Source organism: Ferrovum sp. JA12 (genome assembly GCF_001431705.1).
Taxonomy (GTDB): domain Bacteria; phylum Pseudomonadota; class Gammaproteobacteria; order Burkholderiales; family Ferrovaceae; genus PN-J185.
In genome coordinates this window covers 43,363-63,984 of the sequence record NZ_LJWX01000001.1, presented here as the reverse complement: position 1 = coordinate 63,984, position 20,622 = coordinate 43,363, and the positions used below count along the sequence as shown (strand labels likewise).

The window sequence follows — 20,622 nt, the reverse complement described above, 5'->3', positions numbered from 1 at the left end:
CGGTATTTTTTGGAGACCTGTGTATGCAATTACCCGCTGATATTCACACGTGGCTGAAGGTTTTAGGCGCACTCACTACTGGCATTGGTTCCATCTTGTTGGCATGGCGGGTAAAGGCAATCCTCAAGTGGGTTGTTTACTGCCTGGTGGCCCACGAACAGTCTATCGATCAGTTGGCCAGGATCGCTGCCAATCAACGGCAAAGCGACCCTATCGTTGGCGGCGTAACCAAACATCTGCTCGACATCGAAAGTAAACTTGGCTTCGTCCTTTTGATCTTGGGTTTTGCGCTTTTGGGCGTTGGCATGCTGACCACTGCGGCGAGCTATTTCGTGGCTACCGGCCTCTGATTGGCGATTACCCGCATTCGTCCGCAATTCCCTGCTCGGAATTCCTGTGGCTTGCCGGTGAAATGGTGGCAGTTTTTCATCACGAAAGCCTGCCATGACACCTCTCGAACACCCTTCCAAATCCGCCCATCGCGATACTCCTGAGCTTGGGCGCTCGCCTTGCCAGGAAATCGCTCAGTTGCTCGCTGCCGGCATCCTCCGGGCACACACAGTTCCCACCGTAGCAAGCCCATGTCAGCATGAAGCCACGGCTGGCGACATTCCGCTTGGCTTCACTGGCCACCAGCGCGTTCATACAAACCCGTCTCAACAAGAAGGAGTTTCCGTATGACGACACACGCAAGCCAAGAAACCGTGGCTGCACGGCTGGCGCAACTGCCCTACCTGCCGATGGAAAACCTCTGGGCGCTCTGGGATCAACACTTTGATCGTCGCCCTGGCCACCATCACCGCACCTGGCTGGAAAGCCGGCTGGCCTACAAGATTCAGGAGGAGGCATTTGGCCCCATGTCCACATCGCTCAAGCGTCGACTGGAAAAAATCGGTGAAACCGGCGAGGTTCCCAATCAGAAGCGTCGCGCAGAAAACCAGCTGGCTTCGGGGGCCACCCTGATCCGGGAATACAACGGGATGCCCCACCACGTCAAAGTGCTGGATGACGGGCGTTTTGAATACTTGACGCGCACCTACAAGAGCTTGTCCAGCGTGGCCAAGGCCATTACCGGCACCGCCTGGTCAGGGCCGGCCTTCTTTGGGCTGCGCCAGCCGTCCAAGCGGGGGGCATCCGCATGAGAAAGCCCGTCCCTTATCCGAATATGCAAACGCCAGCGATCACGCCCAAGCGGCGCTGCGCGGTCTACACCCGCAAGTCCACCGATGAAGGCCTGGACATGGAATACAACAGCTTGGAGGCGCAGCGCGATGCAGGACTGGCCTACATCGCCAGCCAGCGTCACGAGGGTTGGATCGCACTGACCGATGGCTACGACGATGGTGGTTTTTCGGGTGGCAACATCGACCGCCCCAGCCTCAAGCGTCTGGTGGCAGACATCGAAGATGGCAAGATCGACATTGTGGTGGTCTACAAGATTGACCGATTGACGCGCAATCTGACGGACTTTGCACGACTGGTCGAGGTGTTCGATCGCCACGGGGTCTCGTTCGTCTCAGTAACCCAGCAGTTCAACACCACCACCTCAATGGGGCGCCTGACGCTCAACATTCTGCTGTCCTTTGCCCAGTTTGAGCGCGAGGTCACCGGCGAGCGCATCCGCGACAAGATTGCCGCCAGCAAGGCCAAGGGCATGTGGATGGGTGGCGTGCCGCCCTTGGGCTACGACGTCAAAGATCGCAAATTGGTCGTCAACGACAAGGAGGCGGCACTGGTGCGCGACATCTTCCTGCGTTACGCCGAGCATGGGTCGGCCGCACGCTTGGTGCGCGAGTTGCAGGTCGAAGGGCACACGACAAAATCCTGGGAGACCCAGACCGGAAAGTTTCACCACGGTCGGATCATGGATCAGCAGTACCTGTTCAAGTTGCTGCGCAATCGCCTGTACCTGGGCGAGATCACCAACAAAGGGGAAGTCTTTCAGGGGCAACATCAGGCCATCATTACGCGGGCCCAATGGGAAGCGGTCGAGGCGATCATTGCGCAACGCAAGCGCAGCACGACACGCGACCGTTACAACGAGACCCCAGCGCTGCTGGCTGGATTCCTGTATGCACCCGATGGCCAGCGTATGTTGCCCACCTACACGCAGAAGAAAAACGGCAAGCGCTACCACTACTACGTCCCTTATCTGGAGAAACGCCAGACGGCGGGCGCATCACGTATCCCAGGCCAGCGGAGCATGGGCCCCATGCCGGCTGCTGAAATCGAATCAGCTGTGCTGATGCAGGTCCTGCGCGTATTGCAGGAGCCCGAGATGATCATCGGCGTGTGGCGCGAAGTGCTGGCAATGCAAGAGCAGCCTGCCCTCGATGAAGCGATGGTTGTAGTGGCGATGCGCCGCATCGGGGATATCTGGGCGCAGATGTTCCCGATAGAGCAGCATCGGATCATGCGCTTGTTGATCGAGCGCGTGCAACTGCACCCGAATGGCCTCGACATCGTCTGGCGGGAAGACGGTTGGCAACGCTTCCGTCGCGAACTGGCCCAGCACCCCTTTGTGGTGGAGCAAAAAGAGGCGCCCGCCATGGGGCACCTCGGCCATGATGAAGAGGTGATGGCATGAGCCAATCCACCCCGCAACGTTGCAAGATCGAGATCTCGGTGTCGGGTCCATCGCGTGAATACCAGAGCCGGGGCTCGGCGGTGACCTTCGTCCCCTTGACCATCAAGCGTCGGCACACCCGGAAACTGCTGATCGCACCCCTTGGTCAGGAAGATGCCAAGGTCCGATCATCTTTTGACCTGCCCATGATCCGCACGATCGGTAAGGCCTTCTATTGGCAAAAGTTGCTCGACAGTGGTGAGGTCGCCAATGCCACCGAACTGGCGCGGCAATTGAAGCTGGAGCCAGGCTGGGTCGCCGAGGTGCTGCGGCTCACGCGCCTCGCACCTGACATCGTGCAGGCCATTCTGGATGGTCGCCAGCCGCGCCACCTCAATCTTCACGCGATCCGTGGCCGGCAGGCGGACGTGCCTGTGGACTGGGATGAGCAGCGACGGCTGCTGGGGTTTTGCACCTGTATCTAGCGCGGAAAGCGGAAATTTACAATATTTTGTGCATTTCCTCGCTTGATGACTGTCAACGCTAAATAGAAATGTCCGCTTTCCTGCAAAGTAGAAATGTCCGCTTTTGCTGTTTCCCTTGCGCTACGGTGTTGCGCGCTGCCCGTCGTGGGCGGATTTGCCGACGGGCATTTTTCTCCAGGGGTGATTGGCTGCAGGCTTGTGTCCGGTGTTGCGCCGAGTCAGTGCCTTGTCGACTCGTGCATTGACCGATTTGCCATCGGCCACCGCCGACTGTCGTTCCGGTTTGTCCATCACGCTGTATGTCAATTCGCGTTTTCTCCAAAGCAGTTCACACGTGCCGTCAAAGTGCCGATGCACCGTCACTTTCGCGCCCCGTAGTCCCAGACCCGTGCCCGTCGTTTCGACCTGCAGCAACTGGTTTTCATGCTGGCAAGACAGGTTTTTTGAGAGCGTTTTCGTTACTTGAACCGACAGGGTGCGCATCAGGCTGGCGGGTGTTCCGGCATAGGCCAGGTGCGCGTCAGACGGGTCTTTGGGCGCGACCGCAAAGCGCCTGTTGAAGTCCTCGATATAGCCCGGCAACCACGCATTGGCCTCGTCCATGTTGTTGATGCCGGCCAGTCGCATTTCCTTGACCAGCCTGTCCTGCAAGGTCTGATTGGCGCGTTCCACGCGTCCTTTGGCCTGCGGGCTGTGCGCGTGGATGCATGCGATTCCCAGCTCGCGCGCCGCACGCGAGAATTGTGTTTCGGCCTCCGGATCGGACTCCTTGGCGTTGATGCGGAAGATGCTGTGGCGGTCAGAGTACAACGCCGCAGGTACGCCGTGCGCCAGAATATGATCGTGCAACACCTGCATATAGTCCAGCGTGGTTTCGCTCGGTGCAAAGCGCAGTTGCGTCAGCCGTCCGGTAGCATCGTCGATGAATACCAGCAGAGTGCAATATTCGCCGCGGTCTTCAAACCAGTCGTGGGGGCTGCCGTCGATCTGGATCATCTCGCCGAAGCGGGCGCGACGCTCGCGCATCGGGTGTGCGCATATGGAGCCGCCTTTCCTGGGGTGCCAGTGGCCCGCCTTGATCATTAGCTGGCGCGTGGTCTCGACAGACAGATTTACCTCATGCAGTTCGGCCAGCTTCTCGCAGGCCAGCGTCGGCCCGAAGTCGCTGTAATGCGCGCCAATGAGATCAATGGCCATCGTGCAGATGGCATCGTCCAGCCGCCGATTCGATGCCTTGCCGCGCTTCCTGCTGATCAGTCCGGACAGCCCCGCTGCCTGATAACGCCGGGTCAGGCGGCGCACCTGGCGGGTAGTGATACCCAGTCGCCGCGCGGCTTCCTGTTGGTCGATTTTGCCCTCTGTCAACAGATCCAGCATCTGGGCTCGCTTCACTTCTTTTTGACTCATGAGTTTGTCCATCTTCAAAATATCCGCCACTGTTTCTAACAGCGTGAGTTTAACTACCAGCGGACATTTCTATTTGGGAGAAACCGGACATTACTACTTTGCGCTAACATTTCCTCGCTTGATGACTTGATCAGCGGCTTATAAAGGCATAACATACAAAAAATTGTTGAAATCACTTGAAGAGCCAAATCATGCTTCGCTCGTTCACCCTGCAGAACTTCCAGTCATTCAGAGAGCCCGTGCAGATATCGCTGGAACTGAACCGTCATACCCCGGAGGACGGCCGGTCATGCACGTCTACTCTAGGTGCCCGCCTTTCCAAAGCCATAGCAGTCGTTGGCGCCAACGCGAGCGGCAAAACAACTTTGATCAAGTCGCTGGTCTTCGTAGACTGGTTCGTCAAGCACTCGTTTCATGCCAAGCCAGACGATCCGATTCCCTTGGTAGCACATTTTTCAGCAACGGCTGAACCCAGCACGTTCGAGGTGGAGTTCGAGTACGACGGTCGTGAATGGCGCTACCGTCTGGTTGCTTCACGCGATCGCGTCTATCACGAGTCGCTTTACAGCAAACAAAGCCGTGCCTTCTCGTATGTATTTACCCGCGAATGGAATCCTGAACGCAAGGGTTATACGGTTAAACAACAGCAGTTTGGCATGCTGCAAAAAGAAGCTGAGAAAGTTCGTGAAAACGCATCGCTGATCTCGACGGCCGCGCAATACGAGGTGGACTTGGCATTGAAACTGGTATCAGCCAATGTGCTGAGTAACGTTCATGGCCTGGGGCGTCAGGCCATGGATCATGATCAGATCATGCGTGCCTCCGAGTTCTATGCCAAAAACATTGGCATTCGTAGCCAGATGGCGACCCTGTTGCACCAGTGGGATTTTGGCTTGTCGGATGTGCGCGTCGAGAAACACACGGTGACGCGGGAAAGCGGTAAGACTGAAGAAATTCACATTCCCTTCGGTATCCACCGTGTGGGCAACAAGGAACATCCACTGATGTTCTTGCATGAATCCAGCGGTACGCAGGGCGCATTCATATTGCTGTCCCGGATCCTGCCCGCATTACAACAAGGTGGCCTGGTCATTATTGATGAGCTTGAAGCAGATCTCCATCCCCACATGCTGACGCCCATCCTGGATTTATTCTTCTCAGCGAAAACGAATCCCCACAACGCGCAGATTATTTTCACATGCCACTCCATTGAGGTCTTAAGTCTGCTGCACAAGGCGCAGGTGGTACTGGTCGAAAAAGACGATAACTGCGAGAGCGATGCCTGGCGACTGGACACCGTCAAGGGTGTTCGTGCCGATGACAACCTGTACGCCAAATATATGGCGGGTGCTTACGGCGCCATCCCTCAGCTGTAAGAAACTGTGATGGCTCGCAAACAACATCTGGTTCGTAAAACACTGCTGATCGTTGGCGAAGGTGACTCGGAGGAGGCCTTCCTCAAGCACCTGCGTGATCTTTATTGTTCTGGCGGCGCTGGCGTGGCTGTTACCGTGCGTAATGCGCACGGCAAAGGGCCGGAGAACGTGATTGATTACGCGTCACGGCAGGCCAGGATTTACAGCTATGACGCACGTACCGCCCTGCTTGATACAGACATCCCCTGGACGGACAAGCTGAAAAAGGAAGCACGCAAAGCGAAGATCAACATGATCGGCTCGATTCCTTGCTTCGAAGGGCTGCTGCTGGCGATCCTTGGGAAATATCCTTCCGCGCAATGTGCGGATTGCAAAAAAGCGATCAGTTTGCTGTTGGGTGTCGACCTGACGGAAAGGCAGAGTTATGCCAAGCATTTTCCGAAGCCGGTGCTCGATGCCGCCAGATTGAAGATCGTCGAATTGGACCAGCTGCTGGCGGTCTTCGAGGGGCGTTGAAAATTGAAACTGACCAGGGACATGCCATGACCATTTCATCTGCCATCCACGACCGCCACCTACTGTCCTTCACCTATGACGGATTCCCGAGGGTGGTTGAGCCCCACTGCTGTGGTACAGACAAAAAAGGACACCCGGCGCTTCGAGCTTACCAAGTGCAAGGCGGGAGTGAGTCCGGGGAGTACGTGGGCTGGAAACTATTCCACATCCGCAAGATTCGGCAGCTCACGATTCTCCCGGGTAAATTTCTCGGCCCGCGTCCTGACTACAAGCGGAATGACAAAGACTTTCTGCGGATCGACGCGCAGATCTGAGATTTCCGCCCGAAATTTGCATGCATTTTTCGGACAGCACATCCTCTTGCTGAAGGGGGTAAAAGAGCTTGGCTTCTATGCCAACCAGCGCCTCAATGGTGGTCATTCAACAGCAATGAGTCACCATGGAAATCCGGCACCTGAATCAAAAGCAACTGGCTGAACGCTGGCAAGTCAGCGAAGCATCTCTTGAGCGTTGGCGCTCTGAAAAACTTGGCCCCGATTACCTCAAGTTGCATGGTCGGGTCTTATACCGTCAACAAGACATCGAAGCATTCGAGTCGTGCTGCTTGAAAATCATGCGGCCTCAGGCCGACAGCGCAAGCCCCTGATCCAGGCCTTGCACGGCCGAATCTCCAAGAACATCCCCGTTTAGACCGGCACAGGCATCAACTGCCTGATCTGCCCACCCATTCTGTCCACCTTGCCCACCGGTTTGCCCACCCCCTGAATTCCAAACTGCACTCACGTTTTCGCAATCACCTGAAAGGAGATCAACGTGAGTGTCAAACACATGAATCAGCGCCAACTGGCTGAGCGCTGGAATGTCGCGGAGGCCACGCTCGAGCGCTGGCGATCTGCCGGTATCGGGCCGGTGTATCTGAAGTTGCAGGGCCGCGTCCTCTACCGCGTCGAGGACATCGAGGAGTACGAGGCGAGGAGTCTGCACAGCAGCACATCGTCGCGTGTGGTTGCAGGAGGTGTGGCATGAGCCAACGCCATCTGCCCCCGCAACACCAGGACGTTCTGTCCATCCCGGCCACTGATCTGGCTGCATTCGATGCCCGCAGCCTGTTCCAGCTCAAGACGCTGGCCGACTTGCAGGTCGCCGTAACTGCTTGACCGAAGGCCTTACGCTTCCCGCTCTTCAATCCAATGTGTGTCGGGACCATAGGCCTCATTGCCCGACTCCATGATGATGGTCAGATCCTGCCGGTTTCGGGGGATGTCCGGGCACCATAGACCGGCCTGAATCGGTTCATCGATCAAGTTCTCACGTCCCACAATGCTCCACGCGAGTCGGATTTCGTTCACAGTGTCCTCGCCAGTTGTTCGACTTGAGTTTGGATTATCGACTTTTGGTGGAGGCAGCGCTATATGGCCGTTCAGACTTTGACTTTTGAGACTTATTTATCGGTTGGGTCAGCAGTGGCCGCATTCATTTCGGCATTGCTGTGGGTCATCGCCGCTCGAGCGCGTGTGCCTCATGACCCCAAGCCTGACAAAGATGGATGGTTCCCAGCTTCGATTTCCGTCGATGGCGATGACTTTATCGAAACCGTCAAAAAGCAAGGGGAGTTGAATCGCTGGGCTGCCTATGCGGCAGCGGTTGCTGCTGCTTTGCAGGGGACTTCAATTCTGGTTCCAGTATTGATCGAGTGGGCAAAATGAACTGCCCTCCAAATAGACAGAACGCCACCTGCGGGTGGCGTTCGTATATGTTGCAGTAAGTTCGGTCACATCATTCGCGTAAGCCCAGGTTGAATATTGCCAGGATGGATGATTCGAGGCGCCATCTGTTTTTTACTTTCGACTTCTGTCGTGCGTTGACGCGCCCAACTCAAGATTTCCTCCAGCTTGAAGCGCACCATTTTCCCGACGCGATAGTGCGGCAACCCACTCTTTTTCCGCTCACCGGGGTGAGTCAGCAAGTAAAGCGGGATGTCGATCTTTGCAGCAATTTCTCGGGCGGTCAGAAAACTCGGGTTGTTGAATTGTTCCGGATCGCAAGTAACCCCATCGGTTGATTCTTGTAAGGACTCAAACTCGAACGCTAAGATTTCGTCGATGGGATACGAAACCCGTTTCGACAGTTTGAAGTATTTGGGGCCACGACCTTCGCAGCGCCAGCGTTGTAAGGTCTTGGGACTGATTCCCCAGCGAGTTGCAAGCTCGTTTTCGTTCAGGGTAATTTTTTGGCTAAATTGAAATGTGTCCATTGGGTTGCTCCAGTAGTTGCAGGGATGACCATTCATCCGTACTTCCTGCCGAAGTCCAAGTGGAAACTTCCTAAAGTCGCAAATTTCTGACTGCCCGGGGAGGGGAGTACGCGGGCCAGAGCATTGGGATTGAGCCATGATCAGAAGCATTCGATGGCCGCGAACGACTGTTGACCATGGCGGCGACTTGAAATCCGAACATGTGAGTAGATGATCGAAAGCCCCGAAAGTAGGTCATCATCTACTCACTAACCTGAATTTTTTCAGCCCACTTGCTCATGACTTCGGGATGAGCGTTTGGCGTGGTGTTACACTGCACCACCAATATTCTAAAAACCAACCCTTATCGGTTGGTTTTTTTCGCCTATACCCCCCAGTACTGGCGCGGATTCCGGGCATGGTCTCGCGAGCGCCATCCCTCCTAACCCAGTATTTTCACCCCGGCGCACGCCTCTCTGTTCTCCGTTCTCTCTGGTGGTCTCGCGAGCGTGCGCGAGGCCACTTCCTGTATTGGCGGGGGTTTGAAGGCAGTAGATTGTGGTTGACAACTCCTGGGCGGAAGCGACCGAGAACAACACAGACACAAAAAAACCGCCCGGAGGCGGTTGCTGGCGCTGGGCTCGGCGCGGTTAGGTGGGCGGCGCGAGCACCCGCATCTGGCCACTCCAGCCGTTGGGCCAGGGGCGGCGCATCACCTGCTCCAGCACAATGTTGGGCGCACCCACCAACCGTTCGATGACCTCGGGGGCCAACAGCGTCAGCCGAATGACCCGGCGCACCTGCGTCACATCTATGCCTTCAGCTTCGGCGATGTCGGCCACCGACTTAACCCGCTGCTCGTCCAGCAGCCTCTGCCAATGGTGTGCCAGCCCGAGCGCCCGCATCAATGCACTGTCCTGTGCAGCAGCCCGAGCCGCCCGCTCCCGGGTGGCCTCGGACAGAAATTCCTGTGGCGCATCCAGCGGCGTGATCACCTGCTTCTTGAAACCACGCTTGACCAGCGTCCATGGCACAAAGGTTTCGAGCCGTACCCCACCGGCCGGTGCTGGAAGTTCGTGAGTGATGGCACGGCCGGTCTGCTTGCCGTAGGTCTTCTTGGGCATGAGATGTTCCCTACTTGAACTGCTTCAGCATCTGGCGCTGCTCTGGCCAGAGTGCCGGGATGTCGTTTCGCATCAGCCATAGGAGCGTCAGCTGTCGAGGCTGAATTCCGGCCATCAACTGTTCAACGATGTCGGGGGCAAGGCGCGCCAGTCGCATCAGCCTGCCCACGGTGGTCGGCATCAACCCCTCGGCCTGCGCAATGTCAGTGACTCTCTTGTGGGCACCGCTGTCCAGTAACGCCTGCCAATGCATCGCTCGTGCAACGGCATCGATGATCGTGACATCGTGCGCGAGCGTTCCTTCCCCGAGCAACAACCTTCCCTTCTTGCGCTTGAATGCCAGGGGCACGAATGTTTCGAGTGGGTTGTCCATCAGGACTCGACCTCCAGCAGTTCTGCGCCAATTCCCCTCGGGGTGAATTCACCGATCAGGGTGTTCCAGCCCAGTTCCCGCCATTTCACCTTGATGCCTTGCACCTCGCCGATGTGAACCAGATCGATGCGTTCGATCATCAGGTTGGCGATGCGATGCCGCTCAACGGGAAACAGGTGATCCCAGACGTCGTTGAGTCGCCCCATCGCCATTACTGTGCTGGCTTCGTCGATCTGCGCGTCGATACGCTGGACGTGATGCACTACTGAGGCGATGGACTCCGGGCTGGTCAGCACCGTGCGAATCTGTGCTACCACCACTGCTTCGATCTCCGCTGCGGGAATGCGCTCGTAGCTCTTGCCCGGCGCGCCGAAGCGGGATTCCGATTTCGAGACATAGTAGAAATACTTGCGTCCGTCGCTCTTGCGTGAGTAGGTCGGGTACATCCGCTCGCCCAAGGGCGTGTATAGCAGGCCACGTAGCAAGGCATCGGTGCGCGACCGAATTTTGGTCTCGACCGAGCGCGTGTGACCGTCTGTTGCCAGTAATGCCGCCACCTTGTCTCACAGAGCCATGTCGATGATGGCCGAGTGCGCACCGGAAAACCAGTTCCCCTTATGCGACAGCTCGCCGAGGTAGATGCGATTGCGCAGCAGCTTGTGAAGGTATTTCTTGTCGATGCGGGTGCCGCTGCGGGTCTGGCCTTCTTGCGTTGTCCATGCCTTTGTCGTCACGCCTTCGGCGGTCAGTTTCGCGGCAATCTGTGTCGGCGAGCCGATGGTCAGCATTTCCTCGAAGATTCGCCGCACCACGGCCGCCTCGGTTTCGTTGATAACCAACAGGCGGTTATCGACGTCGTAGCCCAAGGGTGGCACACCGCCCATCCACCTGGTGCTCACTGAGGTTGAAGCCGACATCTTTCGGATCACCGGGCGGGCGCGAATGCTGGATGTCGGCAACAAATCATTTCCGGGTATCAGCTACACCGCCAAGACGTTTCCGGGGCTCACGCGATAAGAGCGACGCGGACTGCGCCCTCAGCTTCTGGAGCGCTTGAATGCCCGCAACGTCTGGGCAGAGAACATCTGGTTGCGGCCAACAACGTGACTCGGCACCAGTTTTCCGGATTGAACGTAGCGACGCAGGGTGGGTACGGAGACCTCAAGGTACTCCGCTGCCTCCCATGCAGAAAATGGTTCCTGCTGCAGATGGCCAAACACCTGTTTGTGGCTGAAGTCATCGTCACAAAAAGCGTTGCCGGTCAGCAGTGAAAAAAACCGGGTGCGCTCCACCGCAGGCATGCGTTTCATTTCAGAAAACAGGTCTTCTGCTGTGAGGGATTGGTTCATGGCGTGGCTCATTTCGTTTCTCCTTTGCTGCTCTCCTGACGCAAGTAGTGCTTCAGCTCTTCGTAAAAGTTCTCGTGTGATCCCACCTGATAAAAATCGATGATCAAAAACTCAAGGGGCGAATCTTTGCCCGGGGGGCGGTACGCCACCAGATATTCCTGGCGATTGAAACGGAACTTGTAAACCCGTATCCCCGCCAGATCACCCATCTTGAGTTCACCGATTTCTGGCGACTCACAAACCAACTCCACAGCGTCTTCAATCGCCAGTTGCAAGGGCTTGTGTGCCTTCTTGACGTACTGCGCGAAGGGGCGTTTGTAGTTCGGCTTCATGATCTCATATTAGCCATTAAGTGATTCCATGTCAAATCAATCATTCAAATCTACGCCCAACCCGCAGCACTGGGCCGTGCGCACCATCGGTCTGCCTTGGGTGGCTGGCGCGCGCGGACCAGATGCCTACGACTGCTGGGGTCTGTTTCTTGCCATACAGCGCTGCCACTTTGACCGCGATTTGCCGGAAATCCCGGTCAATGCGGACGACCTGCGTGCCGTGCTGGGCGCATTCCGCGACCACCCCGAGCGGCAGCGCTGGCAAAACGTGGCATACACCAAAGATCACGCCCAAGAGGGCAATGCAGTGTTGCTGCGTCAGTCCCGCCATCCGGTGCATGTTGGGGTCTGGCTCGATGTCGATGGTGGCGGCGTGCTGCACGCCGTCAAAGACGCGGGTGTCGTTTATCAAAAATTGCCGGAACTGCTTTTACACGGTTGGCGAGTCGAGGGGTTTTACCGCTTTGCGGGAGATGCGCCATGAACAGCCATGCAAACAGCGCCGTGGTCATGCTGCGCAACCCCTTCCAGCCGAATCAGCGCGAGGTGCATGAGGTTTTGGCGGCCAGCCCCCATCTCAGCATCCGTCAATGGCTGCAAACGCAGGGCATCACAGAATTTGAAGTGCCCACTCTGTGCATCAAGGATGGCGCACCGGTACTGCGTGCCGATTGGGCGACAAACCCGTATTGACGGCATTTTTGTATTCGTCACGCTACCCCAGGGCGGTGGTGGCGGGGGCGGCGGAAAAAACCCTTTGCGCACCGTGCTGATGATCGCAGTCATGGTGGTAGCCACCGTTTATGGTGGGCCGCTGGGCGCCAGCCTGGGCTTCTCAGGCAATCTGGCCACTGCCGTTGGGTCGGCCATTATCATGACGGCTGGCTCCGCTTTGGTCAGCGCCATGGTGCCCTTGCCTACACCCAACATGCCATCCTTTGCCGCGGGTGGTGGCAGCATGGCGCAGCCGTCGCCCACTTACAGCCTGCAAGGTCAGGGCAACTACGCGCGCTTGGCACAGCCCATCCCGGTCATTTACGGTCGGCATCTGGTCTACCCCGACTTGGCCAGCACGCCTTGGAGGTTTGCCAGCTTCATCAAGCGTTCAATGCGCTTGTGATTCACACACAGCCCCATGTCTCGCAGCTCAGCCTGCACACGAGGGCGTCCGTAGGTGTAGTCACTCATGGCATGGATTTGACGAATCCGCTCAGTCATGAGGTGGTCATTAATGCTTCGTTCGCTGGGTGGACGAGAGCACCACTCGTAGTAGCCACTTGTGCTCACTTGCAAATGCTTGCACATCGCTTGGATCGGTATGTCGGCCTGGTTCGCCTGAATCAGCGCATAGATGTCTTGTCTATCCCGCTGTCCTTGTTGGCAAACCAGGCCGTAGCCTTTGCCAAGATATCGCGCTCCTGCGTGACTTGACGCAATTGGCGACGTAACTGAGCCAGTTCTTGTCGCTCAGCCGTTGTCAGTGGTGCATCAGGCCGACCACCACCTAGCTCGTCGGAATTGGCTTGACGAACCCATGCGCTGATGCTGGTGTCGTGGCAACCAAACTCTTTGGCAAGCTCACTTGGTTTGCGGCCTGCTTTGACCAGCTCCACCATTTGTTGACGAAACTCAGGCGCATACGCCCCTCTTCTTTGACTCATCTCTAACTCCTTTGACAGAACAATAATGTGTCCGGTCTAAAGGGGCAACTCCAGACCGAAAAACTGGCGTCCCCTCAGCGAACAATCTGCACACCAAGGCCCAAGCATGATGTGCGGTCATAGTCACTCCTGGAAGGCTGGCTCAGACTGAAACGCATCTTCGCCGGGCTGCTGCATTGCCCTGTTGCGCTCGGCATAGTCAGGGTTTTCATCGCGATACCTGCGCCAATAATCCGGGTTGCGCTCTTGCCAGGCTTTCTGCGACCGAGCTTTGTTCTCTCTGTAGTTTGGATCGGCCTGCAGCTTTTCGAGGTGCCAGCGTTGCCGCCTGACTTTTTGGCAAGCTGGGTCAGCGCAGAAAGCATGATTGGGTACTTGGGGGCGTGGTTGGAACGGTAGGCCGCAGTGGGCACAAGGTTTTTCGAACATCAAATGGTCTCCATACAAAAGTTGTATGGAAACTCTCGTGTCACCCGGTTCTTACCCCTAAGAAGTCACGATGGTTGCGCCTGCTGGCCAGTTCTGGTCAACAGGATATGATCAACTGTGAAACTCAAGAGTTCCATTTAATCCTATCATCAGGAACCTGTAGGTTTCGGTGTGGTTGCATTATTGGAACCCATAGGTTAAGATAGTGGCATTAAAACGTTACCTGTAGGTTCCATGGAAAACCAATTCCGCGATCTTCAGCTCCAGCAAATGGACGCACTTCTTGCCACTTGGAAGGCTGCGCAATTGATCGCACGCCCTAGGTCTGGATGGGTGCGCGCGATTCGTGAGTCCCTGGGCATGTCCGCCGCAGCCTTTGCTCGTCGTTTGGGGATGTCCCATGCAGGTGTCCGCAAGCTGGAAAATGCAGAGGCCTCAGACGCCATCACGTTGGCCAGCCTGCGCAAGTTGGCTGAGGCGTTGGATTGCGAATTGCAATATGCATTGGTGCCTCGTACCAGCCTGTCGCAGCATGTGAAAGAACGCGCCGAGTCAGTTGCGCGGGAGCGCTTGCGTCCAATTGCCCATTCAATGGCATTGGAGGATCAGGCTGTCCAGGGGCCATTGACCAAGCTGCAACTTGAGCTGGCAATCAAGGAGTTGCTGGAAGGTTCGCGTCGCGAACTGTGGTGAGATATTGAATATGGAATTTCATTACGCCCCAGGGGCAACCCCATTAGATCCGGACGAAGCCGCAGGTTTGGTGCCGACGCATATCACCACCCAAGGCGATCTAAATGCATGGGAGCAAATCAACATCGTTCAGGGGGATCGCTGGGCTGCGCGTCAGAAAAAGCGGGATCTGCTGGACGAGGGGTTTATTCGAGATCTGCATCGCCAGATGTTTGATAAGACCTGGCGGTGGGCGGGAACATTCCGCAAGACCAACAAAAACATTGGAGTGGACTCGACGCAGGTGGCAGTGAAATTACGCAACTTGCTGGACAATACAAAATATCAAATCGAGAATCATGTATTTGATGCCGATGAGCTGGCAGTGAGGTTTCACCATCAATTGGTGTGGATTCATGCCTTTCCTAATGGCAACGGACGCCATTCACGTTTGATGGCAGATTTGTTGGCAATGCGTCTTGGCCGTTCGCGACTGACATGGGGGGGCGGCGAAGCATCCATCACTACGGTGGGGCAGCTTCGAGATCAATACCTTGCCGCTTTACGTGCAGCAGATCAGGGGCAGTTCGGCGATTTGATTGCATTTGCTCGCAGTTAACGAAGGGAGGCGAGGGATGGCATGAGCTTAGGGGCTTATATTTCAATCGGATCTGCAGTTACCGCGTTTGTGTCCGCGACTCTGTGGGTCATCGCAGATCGTGCCCGAGTGTCCTATGACCCCAAGCCAAATGAAGATGGTTTTTATCCGTCCGGAATTTCAGATGGAGATGATGACTTCATTGAGACCCTGAAAAAGCAGGGAGAGTGGAACCGCTGGGCGGCCTATTCAGCTGCGATTGCCGCCGCTTTGCAGGGCATTTCGATGCTGCTCCAGGTCATTGAATCGTCATGACAAAGAACGGAGAAATTCAAAATGGTTGATGCAACTATGGTTGGGGGTGCAATTTCTAGTCTGAAAACACTCTATGAAATTGCGAACGGAATGTTGACAGCAAGCAAAGATGCTGCCGTCAATGCCAAAGCAATAGAGCTGCTTTCCACAATTTCAGAAATACAAGGTCGCCTCCTTGAAGCTCAGCAATCAATGGCACAAATGCAGGATGAGTTGAGAAAAGCGAACGAAGAACTTTCGCGGAGAGCTCAATTCGATCGCTATGAATTGGCGGAGCCGTATAGGGGAACACGGTTGTATCGACTCAAGGCCGATGCGGCACAGTCGGGTGAGCCAACTCACTTCATCTGCCCCAATTGCAAAGATGTACTCAACAAGATCTCAATCTTGCAAGAGGATGGCAGTGCGGCCTATTGCAAAAACAAAGACTGCGGACAGGTCTTTGACATCGCGCCGCAACCAAAACTTGAACGGCAGTATCACAATCCGTATGCTGTTTGAATGCATTAGGATGGCCCTGCATCTGCGTAGAAACTTGCTAGATGTGGGCAGTCTGATTTCATATGAACGGTAGTTTTACATGACTTTTCTAGTTGTACCCGATGCGGCAATAGGTGCTATTGCCGCTGCCTCCATCGCAGGACTTCTTGCCTTTCTTAGCTTGATCATCGCAAAAGAAAACAAGACTTCTGAATTCAGGCAAGCCTGGATAGATTCGTTGCGTTTGGATTTGTCTAAATTGATTTCAAATGCAAGAGCGATTCGAGGGGCTGTCGCTGTTGAATATGCCGAAAAGTCGGAGCTATTTGATGCAACTGAAAGCTACTTCATTGAAATTAATCAGGTGGCAGTAGCTGTCAGATTGCGGTTGAATCCGAAGGAAGTGGCCTGCAAGCAAATCTTGACGGGGATCACCGAGTTAGAGCGATTGATGATCGATTGCCCTTCAATGGATCTGGTTGCTTGTCGTGCGTGTGAGGAAAAAATTATTGAACAGGCACAAATTCTTCTGAAGAGCGAATGGAAGCGTGTTCGTCGGGGAGAGCTTATTTTTTCCGTCACAAAGTGGATTGGCTGTATTGTGATCCTGGCTGGATTAGCGCGTCTCGTACGGGCAGCATTTCAAGCGTCGAGCCACCGAGTTTCATGCAAACAATCATGAAGATTTTTGGCGTTCATGCGAGTTTGAATCCTTAACGCAGGCCAGGCCAAAGCTAACCATCAGCTCTACCTCTAGAGCGGCAAGCATTATGTTTACCGCTTACTTGTGGTGTGCTCTGTACTCTTGCGTTTTGCCACCATAACCATAGGCACCAGCCCGCACATCATCGACGTGGATGTAGCTCTCATGGTGCAGGTTTGGCATAAGGTTTAAGAGGCCGTCATACACAGCCTCAATGTATGCTGCTTTTTCGAGCCGGGTGTTGGTCTCGTCTGTGATCTTGATTTCGACAAAGGCGCTGGACTTGTTTTGCGCAGCCAATGATTGGCCGCCCACGATCCAATGTTCTGGCTCTACATAGCGGATAGCGATGGAGGTCAGTTCGGGTTTTTTATGCAATATCCAGCTTGTACATTCCCCCAGCATTTTTGCCACCTGTTGGGTTTTCTGATCCTGCGCTGGGCCACTGAGTAGTACGTTGAGAATGGGCATGATTGACTCTTTTGAACATTGGATGTGACTGTATTGATATATCCAATGCATGGAAATAGCCAATTATTGAAATTGGTTTTGCAAATTTTGCAAAAGTTCTTAGAATGACCCATGAGCTTTCATTTGGATGATCTGGCCCCTGTTTGCACGAGTAAGTGCATTGGGCACGCTGTCAGCTGCGGCTCGAGAGCGCAACATTCCGGTCAGCCAAGTTACGCGAGCGTTGAATCGGTTGGAGGCTGCTTGTGGTGCCCGACTGATGCACCGGACAACTCATGGTCTGAGCCTGACCGATGAGGGTGACACCTTGCTGCAGCAAGGTTTGCTAATGCTCGACACCTCAGAAGTGCTCAAAGCCGATTTGCGCGGTCGGCAAAACGAGCCCAGTGGTTGGGTTCGTGTCGGTGTCAGTGCCTCGGTGGCGGAGTCGCTCGTCGCACCAAGCTTGCCAGCACTCTACGAAAAATACCCGCGCCTGCATATTGAGGTGTTGGCCGATAACCGACTGGCAGACATGGCGCGCGATGGCATTGACATCGCCATCCGGACCGCCTCCGTACATAGCGAAACACTGGTGGCTAGGCAGATTGGGATTGCCAGTCGAACGCTGTATGCCAGTCCAAGCTACTTGGCCAAGAATGGCACTCCGCAGCATCCGGACGAGCTGGCGCAGCATCACATGATCGGCAATAGCCGTGCCATTTCGATGAACCTGTGGGAGCGAAAAGATACAAAGCCAGGTCTGCAAATTAAAGGCCAGACGCTGACCAACAACTCTGCTGTATTGCTTTCTATGGTCAGGCACGGTGTCGGTATCGCTCGGCTGTTAGACATAGTGGCTTCGCCACTGGTCAAGTCGGGAGAACTGGTTCCGCTGCTTCGACCGTACTTTGATGTTCAAGAAATTCCTGTTTATGCTGTGATGCTGCAAGAGCGGCACCGACTAGCGAAAATTCGCGCATGTGTTGAATTTTGGGCAGAGCATTTGGCTGGCAATGCATTCTCTGCGTAACGGACTGCGAGTGACGCCCTCTATATGCCTGTTGCGAATTTTTTCCGTCGTGAAGACCTAGTTCAAACGCCTGATCAACGGTGGTTCCTGGCCGACAATCCCAAGTGGACACAGGGACCTTCTGACTCGGCTGCCAGTATGTTCGTCCTTGCCAAGTAAAAACGGTTGGAAGGCTTGGGTAATGTCTGGTGAGTAGCACCAGCGTGTGTTTCCGCTCCACCTCAGTTTGAGGTGGGATGGGGGCATTGTCAGAGTAGCCTCCATCGAACCCCCATTGCCCCCCGATTTTTTGGGCCAACATAAATGGAGTAGCAGCGGCTACAGTTTGCAGTAACGTTCGAGCAGATTGACCATCAGGGACATTGCTCAAGCTTAGAAATTCTTGCTTCACCCCAAGATAGCGCGGCAACTTGGGGTGAATGCTGTGAGCCAATTTTTTGTCTAACAAGTACGCGATTGAACCGGCAGCCAGACTACCAGCTAATCCAAGCGCACGTGCTGGGCGCGTGATGGCAACAATCAGTTCAGAGCCCGCAGTTTTTAGTTTTTCAAAATGGTGATCACTGGTGAAGGATTCGATCCAGGCTGGGTAAATGTGTTGATGCGCAAATTTCAGACGAAATTGGGATAACGATTTCCAATCAAACAGTCGATCATTGCTCATGTAAAGTTGCTTACAAGATGCAAGCGCATCTCGGGCTGAACTTGTCAAAAGAGAGGTTGCAATGGCTGCACCTGCGCTTGTCCCCACTAAAGTTGGTGGCAGCTTCCATCCCTTGTCCAGCAGTGATGAAACGACGCCAGCCTGCCACCAACATCGATTTCCCCCTCCTGCAAAGGCCAAGGTATGGATGTCATTCAGATGTAGTTGTGTGGATGAATGACGCATGGTTTCTTCTGCCCGAATGAGCGTGTGTGAATGCAAAAAAGCGCCCCGACTCGGTGCTGCCTATTAAATGTAAGTGACAGCTTGGCGAACCTGTTCTCAAGTTTCATTGGCCGTGGCAAGAAGCGTTGGATGGGCATACAATCAAGTGTCTGCAAACGCCAACTAAGTTGTTGTGAGCAATCGACACACGCACTGGGTCGGAATTTCCCGAACCAGTGAGGTGGTTAGAGCAGATCCTTGGATGCTCCCCGTGCTCCTCATTGAGGGGTAATTTCAGGACAGCACTCCTCATTCCTGCGGGATGAGCGTTTGCCCATCTGCTATACTCCACCACCAGTATTCGGGGCCGACTGTTCTCAGTCGGCCTTTGCCTTTCTGCGTCTGCCGAAGGCCACGCGGGGTTCCGGCCCATTCTGCGAGTGCCACGCTATGGTATTGTCAACTTAACGGTGATCGTGATGCAATAGCACCATGAATACCGTGACCTTCGCTATCACCGCCATCGCTTTCCCATGGACATCATCAGCCAGTATGCCTAGCTGTATTTTCGTTTTCGCCTCAGTTATCTCGATATTTAGGAGAGAATGGTTATGTGAGGAGTGTTGTCAGCGATGTATTTCCTCACAACTGGTGCAAAAGATTCGGAGGTGACTATGCACGCAGACTGCGTGCTCGGCAGGGTCGAGCGGGTGATACCTCGCATCTGGATGAGTTGATAAGAAAGTACACCCCGATGCATCGTTACCGATAAACAGGGGAGCTATGCGGCAGCCAAAGCGGATGTGATGCCGAGTGTTGAGCATATTCGGGATATGGGCACCAACAACCGGGCCGAGAATTCTCATCAGCTAACACGAGAACGGGAGCGACGGAGACGTCGTTTTAAGTCCCCTGGTGAGGCACAGTGGTTTCTTTCCACGTTTTCTGTCATTAACAATCATTTTCGCCCTGGCCTGCATCTGCTGAAAAAAGTACATTACCGTGAGGTGATGGGGTGACGTTTTGCAGATTGGCCTGACATTTGTGCACTGGAAGCAGCCTGAGGTGACCGAATGATGGGGCTATTTCGTCCAAGATCAGTTAACTTGAAATACCCAAGAGCCTTACCCCGATGCCTTCAGGGCGTCATGCGATGGCATTTTGCGTGGAAACGTACTATACGAAACATTATTTGTTTGCTTTGAAACGATGCGCTATACTTAGGTCTCAGACAAACCCTAGATCAGGAGCGAGCTATGGGAGCCGTAGCAGAACGTGAAGTGACCGCGTCACAAGACCGTGGGGCCCTTGCCAAAATGGTTATGACCTTGCTCGACCACTGGAAGTTGAGCACCGAGGATCAGGCAGCGCTGCTGGGCATCGCCACCACCAACAGGGCAGCGTTGTCAAACTACCGCAGCGGTAAGCCGATTGGCACCAGCCGTGACCAGTACGAGCGCGTGGGCCACTTGTTGGGCATCCATAAGAACCTGCGGCTTCTTTTCCCGCAGAACAGGGACTTGGCCTACCGCTGGATGACCACCCGCAACAAGGCATTCGACAACTTGACTCCCGTAGATGTGGTCAAGGAATGGGGGTTTGCGGGCCTTCTGATGGTTCGCGGGTATCTGGACCGCGCACGAGGCGTTTGA

The 20,622-nt window shown here is 55.0% G+C and carries 35 protein-coding genes and 3 pseudogenes; 24 read left to right on the top strand and 14 right to left on the bottom strand.

Annotated elements, in window-relative coordinates; translation table 11 throughout:
• Positions 1–23: 23 nt before the first annotated feature.
• From FERRO_RS00415 to FERRO_RS00395, 5 genes are all read left to right on the top strand, one after another.
• Positions 24–350 carry a hypothetical protein gene (locus tag FERRO_RS00415; RefSeq protein ID WP_056928925.1) on the top strand — a complete coding sequence of 109 codons (327 nt, stop codon included), beginning with the start codon at positions 24–26 and terminating at the stop codon, positions 348–350.
• A 94-nt stretch (positions 351–444) separates the two neighbouring features.
• Complete coding sequence (locus FERRO_RS10065) at positions 445–681, top strand: hypothetical protein (protein WP_152975675.1); 237 nt, start codon at positions 445–447, stop codon at positions 679–681.
• Positions 678–1,142 carry a DUF2924 domain-containing protein gene (locus FERRO_RS00405; RefSeq protein ID WP_056928923.1) on the top strand — a complete coding sequence of 155 codons (465 nt, stop codon included), beginning with the start codon at positions 678–680 and terminating at the stop codon, positions 1,140–1,142. Before FERRO_RS10065 ends, FERRO_RS00405 begins: the two co-directional genes overlap by 4 nt.
• Positions 1,139–2,587 (top strand): recombinase family protein, encoded by a 1,449-nt coding sequence (locus FERRO_RS00400; protein WP_082601125.1) that lies wholly within the window; start codon positions 1,139–1,141, stop codon positions 2,585–2,587. The genes FERRO_RS00405 and FERRO_RS00400 overlap by 4 nt, the downstream gene beginning before the upstream one ends.
• Positions 2,584–3,051 (top strand): hypothetical protein, encoded by a 468-nt coding sequence (locus FERRO_RS00395; RefSeq protein ID WP_056928921.1) that lies wholly within the window; start codon positions 2,584–2,586, stop codon positions 3,049–3,051. The genes FERRO_RS00400 and FERRO_RS00395 overlap by 4 nt, the downstream gene beginning before the upstream one ends.
• 120 nt (positions 3,052–3,171) lie before the next feature.
• Here FERRO_RS00395 and FERRO_RS00390 read toward each other — a convergent pair whose 3' ends face one another.
• Positions 3,172–4,458, bottom strand: a complete 1,287-nt coding sequence (locus FERRO_RS00390) for an ISNCY family transposase (RefSeq protein WP_152975674.1) — start codon at positions 4,456–4,458, stop codon at positions 3,172–3,174.
• A 191-nt stretch (positions 4,459–4,649) separates the two neighbouring features.
• Here FERRO_RS00390 and FERRO_RS00385 point away from each other — a divergent pair, with 191 nt between their 5' ends.
• The 6 genes from FERRO_RS00385 (at position 4,650) to FERRO_RS10465 (ending at position 7,507) form a co-directional block, all read left to right on the top strand.
• Positions 4,650–5,834 (top strand): AAA family ATPase, encoded by a 1,185-nt coding sequence (locus FERRO_RS00385; protein ID WP_056928919.1) that lies wholly within the window; start codon positions 4,650–4,652, stop codon positions 5,832–5,834.
• Positions 5,835–5,843: 9 nt separating this feature from the next.
• Positions 5,844–6,350, top strand: a complete 507-nt coding sequence (locus FERRO_RS00380; RefSeq protein WP_056928918.1) for an RloB domain-containing protein — start codon at positions 5,844–5,846, stop codon at positions 6,348–6,350.
• Between the two features lie 26 nt (positions 6,351–6,376).
• Positions 6,377–6,664: a hypothetical protein gene (locus FERRO_RS00375; RefSeq protein WP_056929736.1), complete on the top strand. Its 288-nt coding sequence runs from the start codon at positions 6,377–6,379 to the stop codon at positions 6,662–6,664.
• Positions 6,665–6,789: 125 nt separating this feature from the next.
• On the top strand, positions 6,790–6,996 hold the full coding sequence (locus tag FERRO_RS09880) for a hypothetical protein (protein ID WP_082601124.1): 207 nt from the start codon (positions 6,790–6,792) through the stop codon (positions 6,994–6,996).
• Positions 6,997–7,163: 167 nt separating this feature from the next.
• Positions 7,164–7,376, top strand: coding sequence for a helix-turn-helix domain-containing protein (locus FERRO_RS09875; protein ID WP_082601123.1), 213 nt, complete (start codon positions 7,164–7,166; stop codon positions 7,374–7,376).
• Entirely contained in the window at positions 7,373–7,507 is a 135-nt protein-coding gene (locus tag FERRO_RS10465; RefSeq protein ID WP_275044296.1) for a hypothetical protein, read from the top strand. Before FERRO_RS09875 ends, FERRO_RS10465 begins: the two co-directional genes overlap by 4 nt.
• A 9-nt stretch (positions 7,508–7,516) precedes the next feature.
• On the opposite strand, the gene FERRO_RS00365 is transcribed toward FERRO_RS10465, so the two are convergent.
• Positions 7,517–7,699 (bottom strand): hypothetical protein, encoded by a 183-nt coding sequence (locus tag FERRO_RS00365; protein WP_056928916.1) that lies wholly within the window; start codon positions 7,697–7,699, stop codon positions 7,517–7,519.
• 63 nt (positions 7,700–7,762) lie between these two features.
• Between FERRO_RS00365 and FERRO_RS00360 the strand changes: the two genes are divergently transcribed.
• Positions 7,763–8,056: a hypothetical protein gene (locus FERRO_RS00360; protein WP_056928915.1), complete on the top strand. Its 294-nt coding sequence runs from the start codon at positions 7,763–7,765 to the stop codon at positions 8,054–8,056.
• A gap of 65 nt (positions 8,057–8,121) precedes the next feature.
• On the opposite strand, the gene FERRO_RS10375 is transcribed toward FERRO_RS00360, so the two are convergent.
• The 4 genes and pseudogenes from FERRO_RS10375 to FERRO_RS10605 all read right to left on the bottom strand — a co-directional run.
• Entirely contained in the window at positions 8,122–8,640 is a 519-nt protein-coding gene (locus FERRO_RS10375; RefSeq protein WP_239683458.1) for a helix-turn-helix domain-containing protein, read from the bottom strand.
• A 593-nt stretch (positions 8,641–9,233) separates the two neighbouring features.
• Complete coding sequence (locus FERRO_RS00350) at positions 9,234–9,707, bottom strand: hypothetical protein (protein ID WP_056928914.1); 474 nt, start codon at positions 9,705–9,707, stop codon at positions 9,234–9,236.
• 10 nt (positions 9,708–9,717) lie between these two features.
• On the bottom strand, positions 9,718–10,080 hold the full coding sequence (locus tag FERRO_RS00345; RefSeq protein ID WP_056928913.1) for a hypothetical protein: 363 nt from the start codon (positions 10,078–10,080) through the stop codon (positions 9,718–9,720).
• Positions 10,080–10,970: pseudogene (locus FERRO_RS10605) on the bottom strand (recombinase family protein); the annotation flags it as partial. The gene FERRO_RS00345 and the pseudogene FERRO_RS10605, both read right to left, overlap by 1 nt.
• Position 10,971: 1 nt before the next feature.
• Here FERRO_RS10605 and FERRO_RS10600 point away from each other — a divergent pair.
• A complete protein-coding gene (locus FERRO_RS10600) occupies positions 10,972–11,097 on the top strand; it encodes a DUF1833 family protein (protein ID WP_204374688.1) in 126 nt (41 codons plus the stop codon).
• A 20-nt stretch (positions 11,098–11,117) separates the two neighbouring features.
• On the opposite strand, the gene FERRO_RS00335 is transcribed toward FERRO_RS10600, so the two are convergent.
• Positions 11,118–11,441: a helix-turn-helix domain-containing protein gene (locus tag FERRO_RS00335; protein WP_239683457.1), complete on the bottom strand. Its 324-nt coding sequence runs from the start codon at positions 11,439–11,441 to the stop codon at positions 11,118–11,120.
• Positions 11,438–11,761, bottom strand: coding sequence for a type II toxin-antitoxin system RelE/ParE family toxin (locus FERRO_RS00330; RefSeq protein WP_056928912.1), 324 nt, complete (start codon positions 11,759–11,761; stop codon positions 11,438–11,440). The genes FERRO_RS00335 and FERRO_RS00330 overlap by 4 nt, the downstream gene beginning before the upstream one ends.
• A gap of 28 nt (positions 11,762–11,789) precedes the next feature.
• Between FERRO_RS00330 and FERRO_RS00325 the strand changes: the two genes are divergently transcribed.
• The gene (locus FERRO_RS00325; RefSeq protein ID WP_056928911.1) at positions 11,790–12,245 is read left to right on the top strand and encodes an NlpC/P60 family protein; all 456 of its coding nucleotides are present in this window, start codon (positions 11,790–11,792) and stop codon (positions 12,243–12,245) included.
• On the top strand, positions 12,242–12,454 hold the full coding sequence (locus tag FERRO_RS00320) for a hypothetical protein (RefSeq protein WP_056928910.1): 213 nt from the start codon (positions 12,242–12,244) through the stop codon (positions 12,452–12,454). The genes FERRO_RS00325 and FERRO_RS00320 overlap by 4 nt, the downstream gene beginning before the upstream one ends.
• 142 nt (positions 12,455–12,596) lie before the next feature.
• Here the strand turns inward: FERRO_RS00320 and FERRO_RS10060 are convergent, their stop codons facing one another.
• From FERRO_RS10060 to FERRO_RS00305, 4 genes are all read right to left on the bottom strand, one after another.
• Positions 12,597–12,809 carry a hypothetical protein gene (locus tag FERRO_RS10060; RefSeq protein WP_152975673.1) on the bottom strand — a complete coding sequence of 71 codons (213 nt, stop codon included), beginning with the start codon at positions 12,807–12,809 and terminating at the stop codon, positions 12,597–12,599.
• A gap of 5 nt (positions 12,810–12,814) precedes the next feature.
• Positions 12,815–12,979 carry an IS3 family transposase gene (locus tag FERRO_RS09865; protein WP_160318078.1) on the bottom strand — a complete coding sequence of 55 codons (165 nt, stop codon included), beginning with the start codon at positions 12,977–12,979 and terminating at the stop codon, positions 12,815–12,817.
• Positions 12,980–13,101: 122 nt separating this feature from the next.
• A complete protein-coding gene (locus FERRO_RS00310) occupies positions 13,102–13,422 on the bottom strand; it encodes an IS3 family transposase (RefSeq protein WP_056928908.1) in 321 nt (106 codons plus the stop codon).
• 123 nt (positions 13,423–13,545) lie between these two features.
• Positions 13,546–13,851, bottom strand: a complete 306-nt coding sequence (locus FERRO_RS00305) for a hypothetical protein (protein WP_056928907.1) — start codon at positions 13,849–13,851, stop codon at positions 13,546–13,548.
• A 234-nt stretch (positions 13,852–14,085) separates the two neighbouring features.
• On the opposite strand from FERRO_RS00305, the gene FERRO_RS00300 reads away from it, so the two are divergent.
• The 5 genes from FERRO_RS00300 to FERRO_RS00280 all read left to right on the top strand — a co-directional run bounded on the left by FERRO_RS00300 (position 14,086) and on the right by FERRO_RS00280 (position 16,598).
• A complete protein-coding gene (locus FERRO_RS00300) occupies positions 14,086–14,544 on the top strand; it encodes a mobile mystery protein A (protein WP_056928906.1) in 459 nt (152 codons plus the stop codon).
• A gap of 10 nt (positions 14,545–14,554) precedes the next feature.
• Positions 14,555–15,142, top strand: coding sequence for a mobile mystery protein B (locus FERRO_RS00295; RefSeq protein WP_056928905.1), 588 nt, complete (start codon positions 14,555–14,557; stop codon positions 15,140–15,142).
• Positions 15,143–15,163: 21 nt separating this feature from the next.
• Positions 15,164–15,436: a hypothetical protein gene (locus FERRO_RS00290; RefSeq protein WP_056928904.1), complete on the top strand. Its 273-nt coding sequence runs from the start codon at positions 15,164–15,166 to the stop codon at positions 15,434–15,436.
• Between the two features lie 21 nt (positions 15,437–15,457).
• A complete protein-coding gene (locus tag FERRO_RS00285) occupies positions 15,458–15,937 on the top strand; it encodes a hypothetical protein (RefSeq protein WP_056928903.1) in 480 nt (159 codons plus the stop codon).
• Positions 15,938–16,016: 79 nt separating this feature from the next.
• Positions 16,017–16,598, top strand: coding sequence for a hypothetical protein (locus tag FERRO_RS00280; RefSeq protein ID WP_056928902.1), 582 nt, complete (start codon positions 16,017–16,019; stop codon positions 16,596–16,598).
• A 99-nt stretch (positions 16,599–16,697) separates the two neighbouring features.
• On the opposite strand, the gene FERRO_RS00275 is transcribed toward FERRO_RS00280, so the two are convergent.
• Entirely contained in the window at positions 16,698–17,090 is a 393-nt protein-coding gene (locus FERRO_RS00275) for a tautomerase family protein (protein WP_056928901.1), read from the bottom strand.
• A gap of 127 nt (positions 17,091–17,217) precedes the next feature.
• On the opposite strand from FERRO_RS00275, the gene FERRO_RS09860 reads away from it, so the two are divergent.
• Entirely contained in the window at positions 17,218–18,102 is an 885-nt protein-coding gene (locus FERRO_RS09860) for a LysR family transcriptional regulator (protein ID WP_082601120.1), read from the top strand.
• A gap of 292 nt (positions 18,103–18,394) precedes the next feature.
• Here FERRO_RS09860 and FERRO_RS10595 read toward each other — a convergent pair.
• A pseudogene (locus tag FERRO_RS10595) lies at positions 18,395–18,886 on the bottom strand (patatin-like phospholipase family protein); the annotation flags it as partial.
• Here FERRO_RS10595 and FERRO_RS10250 point away from each other — a divergent pair.
• The 3 genes and pseudogenes from FERRO_RS10250 (at position 18,828) to FERRO_RS00255 (ending at position 20,622) form a co-directional block, all read left to right on the top strand.
• Positions 18,828–18,986 (top strand): hypothetical protein, encoded by a 159-nt coding sequence (locus FERRO_RS10250; protein ID WP_204374765.1) that lies wholly within the window; start codon positions 18,828–18,830, stop codon positions 18,984–18,986. The pseudogene FERRO_RS10595 and the gene FERRO_RS10250 overlap by 59 nt on opposite strands.
• Before the next feature lie 517 nt (positions 18,987–19,503).
• Positions 19,504–19,989: pseudogene (locus tag FERRO_RS10590) on the top strand (DDE-type integrase/transposase/recombinase).
• Between the two features lie 237 nt (positions 19,990–20,226).
• A complete protein-coding gene (locus tag FERRO_RS00255) occupies positions 20,227–20,622 on the top strand; it encodes an MbcA/ParS/Xre antitoxin family protein (RefSeq protein ID WP_056928899.1) in 396 nt (131 codons plus the stop codon).

Coding starts and splice junctions, on each gene's coding strand:
- FERRO_RS00300 (WP_056928906.1), top strand. CDS start 14,086: ATGGAAAACCAATTCCGCGATCTTCAGCTCCAGCAAATGGACGCACTT.
- FERRO_RS00325 (WP_056928911.1), top strand. CDS start 11,790: ATGTCAAATCAATCATTCAAATCTACGCCCAACCCGCAGCACTGGGCC.
- FERRO_RS00405 (WP_056928923.1), top strand. CDS start 678: ATGACGACACACGCAAGCCAAGAAACCGTGGCTGCACGGCTGGCGCAA.
- FERRO_RS00395 (WP_056928921.1), top strand. CDS start 2,584: ATGAGCCAATCCACCCCGCAACGTTGCAAGATCGAGATCTCGGTGTCG.
- FERRO_RS00290 (WP_056928904.1), top strand. CDS start 15,164: ATGAGCTTAGGGGCTTATATTTCAATCGGATCTGCAGTTACCGCGTTT.
- FERRO_RS09860 (WP_082601120.1), top strand. CDS start 17,218: ATGATCTGGCCCCTGTTTGCACGAGTAAGTGCATTGGGCACGCTGTCA.
- FERRO_RS00385 (WP_056928919.1), top strand. CDS start 4,650: ATGCTTCGCTCGTTCACCCTGCAGAACTTCCAGTCATTCAGAGAGCCC.
- FERRO_RS00330 (WP_056928912.1), bottom strand. CDS start 11,761: ATGAAGCCGAACTACAAACGCCCCTTCGCGCAGTACGTCAAGAAGGCA.
- FERRO_RS00255 (WP_056928899.1), top strand. CDS start 20,227: ATGGGAGCCGTAGCAGAACGTGAAGTGACCGCGTCACAAGACCGTGGG.
- FERRO_RS00275 (WP_056928901.1), bottom strand. CDS start 17,090: ATGCCCATTCTCAACGTACTACTCAGTGGCCCAGCGCAGGATCAGAAA.
- FERRO_RS10065 (WP_152975675.1), top strand. CDS start 445: ATGACACCTCTCGAACACCCTTCCAAATCCGCCCATCGCGATACTCCT.
- FERRO_RS00400 (WP_082601125.1), top strand. CDS start 1,139: ATGAGAAAGCCCGTCCCTTATCCGAATATGCAAACGCCAGCGATCACG.
- FERRO_RS00280 (WP_056928902.1), top strand. CDS start 16,017: ATGACTTTTCTAGTTGTACCCGATGCGGCAATAGGTGCTATTGCCGCT.
- FERRO_RS00305 (WP_056928907.1), bottom strand. CDS start 13,851: ATGTTCGAAAAACCTTGTGCCCACTGCGGCCTACCGTTCCAACCACGC.
- FERRO_RS00415 (WP_056928925.1), top strand. CDS start 24: ATGCAATTACCCGCTGATATTCACACGTGGCTGAAGGTTTTAGGCGCA.
- FERRO_RS09880 (WP_082601124.1), top strand. CDS start 6,790: ATGGAAATCCGGCACCTGAATCAAAAGCAACTGGCTGAACGCTGGCAA.
- FERRO_RS00350 (WP_056928914.1), bottom strand. CDS start 9,707: ATGCCCAAGAAGACCTACGGCAAGCAGACCGGCCGTGCCATCACTCAC.
- FERRO_RS10375 (WP_239683458.1), bottom strand. CDS start 8,640: ATGAATGGTCATCCCTGCAACTACTGGAGCAACCCAATGGACACATTT.
- FERRO_RS00320 (WP_056928910.1), top strand. CDS start 12,242: ATGAACAGCCATGCAAACAGCGCCGTGGTCATGCTGCGCAACCCCTTC.
- FERRO_RS00380 (WP_056928918.1), top strand. CDS start 5,844: ATGGCTCGCAAACAACATCTGGTTCGTAAAACACTGCTGATCGTTGGC.
- FERRO_RS00375 (WP_056929736.1), top strand. CDS start 6,377: ATGACCATTTCATCTGCCATCCACGACCGCCACCTACTGTCCTTCACC.
- FERRO_RS00310 (WP_056928908.1), bottom strand. CDS start 13,422: ATGAGTCAAAGAAGAGGGGCGTATGCGCCTGAGTTTCGTCAACAAATG.
- FERRO_RS00295 (WP_056928905.1), top strand. CDS start 14,555: ATGGAATTTCATTACGCCCCAGGGGCAACCCCATTAGATCCGGACGAA.
- FERRO_RS00285 (WP_056928903.1), top strand. CDS start 15,458: ATGGTTGATGCAACTATGGTTGGGGGTGCAATTTCTAGTCTGAAAACA.
- FERRO_RS10250 (WP_204374765.1), top strand. CDS start 18,828: ATGGCTGCACCTGCGCTTGTCCCCACTAAAGTTGGTGGCAGCTTCCAT.
- FERRO_RS10060 (WP_152975673.1), bottom strand. CDS start 12,809: ATGCCGACCGTAAATGACCGGGATGGGCTGTGCCAAGCGCGCGTAGTT.
- FERRO_RS00335 (WP_239683457.1), bottom strand. CDS start 11,441: ATGAGCCACGCCATGAACCAATCCCTCACAGCAGAAGACCTGTTTTCT.
- FERRO_RS00360 (WP_056928915.1), top strand. CDS start 7,763: ATGGCCGTTCAGACTTTGACTTTTGAGACTTATTTATCGGTTGGGTCA.
- FERRO_RS00390 (WP_152975674.1), bottom strand. CDS start 4,458: ATGAGTCAAAAAGAAGTGAAGCGAGCCCAGATGCTGGATCTGTTGACA.
- FERRO_RS10465 (WP_275044296.1), top strand. CDS start 7,373: ATGAGCCAACGCCATCTGCCCCCGCAACACCAGGACGTTCTGTCCATC.
- FERRO_RS00345 (WP_056928913.1), bottom strand. CDS start 10,080: ATGGACAACCCACTCGAAACATTCGTGCCCCTGGCATTCAAGCGCAAG.
- FERRO_RS09865 (WP_160318078.1), bottom strand. CDS start 12,979: ATGACTGAGCGGATTCGTCAAATCCATGCCATGAGTGACTACACCTAC.